This window comes from Rhodoplanes elegans (assembly GCF_016653355.1).
Lineage (GTDB): Bacteria > Pseudomonadota > Alphaproteobacteria > Rhizobiales > Xanthobacteraceae > Rhodoplanes > Rhodoplanes elegans.
Genome location: NZ_NHSK01000188.1, coordinates 1 through 4,715, shown reverse-complemented (window position 1 = coordinate 4,715; position 4,715 = coordinate 1). Strand labels below are relative to the sequence as shown.

The 4,715-nt window shown below is 67.7% G+C and carries 6 protein-coding genes; 5 read left to right on the top strand and 1 reads right to left on the bottom strand.

Annotation, left to right across the window (positions count from 1 at the left end; genetic code table 11):
* The 3 genes from CCR97_RS31415 to CCR97_RS22675 form a co-directional block, all read left to right on the top strand.
* Positions 1–184: hypothetical protein (locus tag CCR97_RS31415; protein WP_207199555.1), on the top strand; the 184-nt coding region annotated here is incomplete at its 5' end.
* Positions 185–275: 91 nt separating this feature from the next.
* Positions 276–563 (top strand): hypothetical protein, encoded by a 288-nt coding sequence (locus CCR97_RS22680; protein WP_111355095.1) that lies wholly within the window; start codon positions 276–278, stop codon positions 561–563.
* 290 nt (positions 564–853) lie between these two features.
* Positions 854–2,140 carry a hypothetical protein gene (locus tag CCR97_RS22675; protein WP_146618604.1) on the top strand — a complete coding sequence of 429 codons (1,287 nt, stop codon included), beginning with the start codon at positions 854–856 and terminating at the stop codon, positions 2,138–2,140.
* On the opposite strand, the gene CCR97_RS22670 is transcribed toward CCR97_RS22675, so the two are convergent.
* Entirely contained in the window at positions 2,137–2,784 is a 648-nt protein-coding gene (locus CCR97_RS22670) for a transglutaminase-like cysteine peptidase (protein WP_111355093.1), read from the bottom strand. The two genes, CCR97_RS22675 and CCR97_RS22670, sit on opposite strands and share 4 nt — an antisense overlap.
* Positions 2,785–2,917: 133 nt before the next feature.
* On the opposite strand from CCR97_RS22670, the gene CCR97_RS22665 reads away from it, so the two are divergent.
* Entirely contained in the window at positions 2,918–3,889 is a 972-nt protein-coding gene (locus CCR97_RS22665) for a metallophosphoesterase family protein (protein WP_244670624.1), read from the top strand.
* A complete protein-coding gene (locus CCR97_RS22660; protein WP_146618603.1) occupies positions 3,867–4,616 on the top strand; it encodes a hypothetical protein in 750 nt (249 codons plus the stop codon). The genes CCR97_RS22665 and CCR97_RS22660 overlap by 23 nt, the downstream gene beginning before the upstream one ends.
* Positions 4,617–4,715 lie beyond the last annotated feature (99 nt).

Here is a 4,715-nt window from a genome sequence, read left to right as displayed (position 1 = left end):
CCGGGGGGCGGGCCCTCGTGGCGGCGCTTGTCTCGACAACAGCCAGAGATCCTCGATCGCGTTCCGCGCAATGTCTGTAATGCTCGCGGTGGTCCACAATAACGAGATGACGGTTGGGATATGGGGCGACGTAGCCCTTTACGACGGTGCCCGTCTGGCGGGTGATGGTGCAGAAGATCGTTAAGATTGTATCGGTTTCTATTTGTCGAACTCGGGCGAAATCGTTAGCGGATTCTTAAGACATTTGGTCGAACCCTCGTCGTGAGAGGTGTTCGATGTTCGCCTGTCTCGTCGTGTCGGTTCTCACCGGTGCCGTCCTCGGTATGCGGTACGGCGTCTTGAGCCTCGTTCCGGTGACCCTCGTCGCCTGGATCGGCCTCGTGGCGTTCGCTGTCTCGAACGACCTTCCCCTGACGACCCTGGTCGCTTACTGCGTCGGCGTCGCCCTCGCGCTTCAGGTGGGCTATCTGGCAGGCGTTACGGCCCAGTATCTCCTGGTCGTGTCACGGGCTCGAACGATGACCAGGTCCGCCCCCACTCGCGTGCCCGCCGCCGAAATTTGAGCGCCGCACACGACGTCAATCGATACTTGCAGCCAATCGATAATTGCAGCCAATCGATACTGGCAGCCCATTCATAGTGGCGTGTGATGTGTCTCGTTCGCGACGGTGGTACCGTCGGCGGGCGGCGACGCATGACATGGGTTGCCGGTTCATGGTACCGAAGCACGCGTGCCGAGCCACAATCTCGAACAGGGACGTCGGCTGGCACGCCGTGATGTGATCATTCGCGTTTAGATCGGTATCATCCTTGCCTCGGGTCGGTCGCCGTGACCGTCGCATCGTTCGCCATCTTGGCCCTGGTCGTCTGCATTCCGCTTCTGTCCGTCGCCGATGGTCTGCCGGTCGTCGGCGAGCGCGGGGCGATGGGCGCCCTGATGATCGCGGTCGGCCTCGGACTGGCGATCGTTGCGGCGTCGCTCCGTCCCGGGGAGACCGCACAGCTTCGACGGGCCCTGGCGCCGGTCGTGCCGCTCGCGCTGGTGCCGGTCGTGTGGACGATCGTTCAGCTCGTCCCGGTCCCGGGGCTCGCCCATCCGATCTGGGCGAGTGCGGCGTCCGCCCTCGGGGCGTCCGTCTACGCCCCGGTCACGATCGATCCCGGTGCGACCGTGGTGGCGCTCTGCACCTGGCTTCTCGCGCTCGCGCTCGTCCTCACGAGTGCGGCCGCCACCATCGACCGCGGCCGTGCCGAGTGGACGCTGGGGACCCTTACGGGCGCGACGGCCGCCATGGCGCTCGTCGTCGTCTCGCACGACCTCTCCGGCGCGACGTTCCTGGGGGAACTGCAGGGGCGGACCAGGGCGGCTTTCGACACCGCCGCCGCACTCGGCGTCGTCACGGCGCTCGCCTATGCGGATCTGGTGTTCGAGCGTTACGAGACGCGGCATCGCCGCGGGGCCATGTCGACGGTGGCGCTGATCGAGCGCCTGTCGCTCGCCCTCGTGGCGCTGCTCGTCTGCGTCTTCGCGGTCGGGTTCTTTCGCGGCGGGATCATGCTGATCTCGGCGCTGAGCGGCGCCGCGACGTTCGCCCTCGTCGTCGTCGTGCGGCGCATGGGCGGCATCGTCTGGCTGGGGTGGGGGCTGGCCGCGGCTGGAGCCGTCGTGGTCGTCATGAGCCTCGCAGCCCTGGGCGGCGTGCGGGATGCGCCGTTGGCGATCCGCTTCGCGGAAGTGGCACCCGGTCGCTTCGACGCAGCGCAACGTTTGATCGCCGACGTCACGGCGACGGGGACCGGGGCTGGGACGACGGCGCGGGTGCTCTCGTCCTACGAGGAAGGGGCTGTAAGCGGGCTGCCGGGGGCGCCCACCACAGTGGCCGCGCTCGCGATCGAACTCGGCACCGCGGCGCCGTGGATCGCTCTCCTCATGGCGGCCGTGATCGCCGGCCTGCTGATCCGGGGCGCGCTGAAACGCGGGCGGGATTCCTTCTATTCGGCGGCGGCGGCCGGTTGTGTGGTGACGCTCGCGATCGGCGCCTTCCACGACGCGAGCCTGCTCGGGCTCGGCCCGATGGTCCTGGCCTGTCTCGTGCTCGGCCTGGGCCTCGCGCAGCGCCTGGGGCAATCCAGCCGCTAGACGGAGCGGTCGGGGCGGCCGATCGCGACTCTCGACCAGAACTGCGGGTTCTTCGGCGACTGCATGCGGACCCAGCGGTAGCGCGGGGTCGCCCAGGCCCGGATCGCCGGATGCAGATTGTCGGCGATGAAATCCCCGTCGGTCGTACGGATGACGAGGACCAGGTGATGCTCGCCGGACGCGACCACGACCTCGGCGAGAAGGAGATTGCGCGGCGCCCAGCCGCGCTTGACGAGCTCGTGGCGCTTGGTGACAGCGTAGTCGTTGCAGTCGCCGGCCGACGGGCCGATCAGCCAGCGCTCGTAAGCGACGCCGCGGGTGTTCGGCTCGGGCGTGATGGCGCGATTGATCTCGGCATTCACCTTGGCGAGCTCGGCCCAGCGTTCGGGCGTGAGCTTCATGGCGCCGCCGCGGAACACGGTCCGGCGCACCTTGCATTCGTGCGTGTACTGCAGGCAGAACCGCGTGTGGGCCATCGGGGCGGGCGCCGGCTCGTCGAGCTGCAGCCGGGCGACCTGCTGCTTGAGCACGCGGGGAGCGCCGAAGAAGGCTGCCTCGGTCGAAACCGACCAGCCCAGAACCGTCAGCCCCGCCAGGATCGTGACCGCCGTCGCCTTCGTGACCGCTGTCGCCTTGCCGCGCATGATCGCCGCTCCGCTCGTCGTCTCCGGACCAGAGATAGCGGACGCGGCTTGCGATCACGTTCGGTCACATAACGCAAATTATTGAAAATGAAAGACGTTTCGGTTCGCTTTCGTTAACTCTCCGAGCTTTCGCATGGGCCGGTCGGGGATGAACCGCTCGCCATCGTGTGGTCCATCGATCCTTTCGGCACGCGTCATCCCGGGCGGTTCTCATGGATGCGCGCCCATCCAGAGTCGCATCGGCCATGACGGTCTGGACCCGAGAAAACGAGACTCGACCGCGCCGCGACGTCGTCGCGGTGGAGCGGCCTCGCCGAATTTGCTAACCCGATCACGACGAACGACTGCCTCGCCGGATCGGACCTTCACCGTGTGGACGCTCGGACGATCGAAGGAGCCTGCATTCGCATTGCCGGCCGGATATCGCATTTATGCGATCGGTGACGTGCACGGGCGCGACGATCTCCTGGGTGACGTCTTCGATCGCATCGACGCGGATCTCAGAGGCCACCACGCCCGCCACGCGATCGAGGTCTATCTCGGCGACTATGTCGATCGCGGGCCACGGTCGCGGGATGTGATCGATCGCCTGCTCGCGCGCGCCCGGCACCGCGACACGGTGTTCCTGAAGGGAAACCACGAGACGTTCCTGCTCGACTTCATCAGCGACCCGCAGGTGTTGCGGAGCTGGCGCCAGTGGGGTGGGCTCGAGACGCTGATGTCGTATGGGCTGCGTCCCTCGCTCAACCCCGACGACGCGGAGCTCGCCGCGCTTTCGGCTGCGCTGCGCATGGCGGTCCCGGACAGCCATTACGCGTTCTTCGAGGCGATGGTGCCGTTCTTCACGCTCGGGGGATATTATTTCGCGCACGCCGGAATTCGGCCGGGCGTTCCGCTCACCCGGCAGGTCGAGCAGGATCTGTTGTGGATTCGCGACGAGTTCCTCGAATGGGAGGCTCCCTACGAGAAGATGATCGTGCACGGTCACACGGCCGTGATGGAGCCCGAGTTTCGGCGCAACCGCATCAACATCGACACCGGCGCCTATGCGACCGGCCGTCTGACCTGCCTGATGATCGAGAATGACACCGCTTTCGTCCTCTAGCTCCGCGCCGCCGTCGCCGGGTGGACGCCGCAGCCTGGGTTTGCCGGTCCGGAGCGGGCTCTTCGCTTTCGCCGTCCTGGTCATGGCCTGCGGCGGCTGGCTCCTGGTGCCCGAGCTCGTCCGACCGGGCGAGACCGGCCGCCTGCAGACGACCGCGGCGGCCAGCCGTGACCGGGAAGCAAGCGCATCGCGGTCGCTGCTGGCCGCCCGCCTCGGCGCGATACGGGGGGATCTGTGGGTCGATGCCGCGATGAAGCTCGTCGCGGCATCGTCAGGGGCCAGCGAAGCCGCGCGGGACGATGCGTCCTCGCGGGCCATTCATCCGAAGGCCCGTGTGGCGGCCGAGCGGGCGGTCCGGCTCGCGCCTTACGATGCGGCTGCCTGGCTCGCTTTCGCGACCGTCCTGCGGAGCGCACGGACGAGCGAGGGCGGGCACGGCCCGACGACGGCGACATTGCTGGAGATGGCGTTTCTGACCGGTCCGGGCGACGAGGCGATGCGGCTTCCGCGAGCGACGCTGGCGGTGCGGACCGATGCGATCGCGGTCGCGGGCATCCAGGACTTCGTCGCCCGTGATCTCTACCGCCTCGCGGCGCGGGCCGACCGCGACCAGGTCTTTGCCTCCCTTTATGGTCAGGCGACGCCGGTCGGGAAGCTGTTCCTCGAGCGCGTCGCCGTGGAGATCGACCCGACCCTCAGGCGGACCATGACGCGATTCCCAGGCTGACCCGCCGCGGATCGGCGAGCGCACCGGTTCTGGATCGCCACGGCCGTAGCGGCGCTCGAGCACGTCACCCGCCGGACACCAACCATCCGATCCTCGATT

Bases quoted from the DNA above. Each gene is read 5' to 3' on its own strand.
- CCR97_RS22665 (WP_244670624.1), top strand. From the start codon at position 2,918: ATGGGCCGGTCGGGGATGAACCGCTCGCCATCGTGTGGTCCATCGATC.
- CCR97_RS22680 (WP_111355095.1), top strand. From the start codon at position 276: ATGTTCGCCTGTCTCGTCGTGTCGGTTCTCACCGGTGCCGTCCTCGGT.
- CCR97_RS22660 (WP_146618603.1), top strand. From the start codon at position 3,867: ATGACACCGCTTTCGTCCTCTAGCTCCGCGCCGCCGTCGCCGGGTGGA.
- CCR97_RS22670 (WP_111355093.1), bottom strand. From the start codon at position 2,784: ATGCGCGGCAAGGCGACAGCGGTCACGAAGGCGACGGCGGTCACGATC.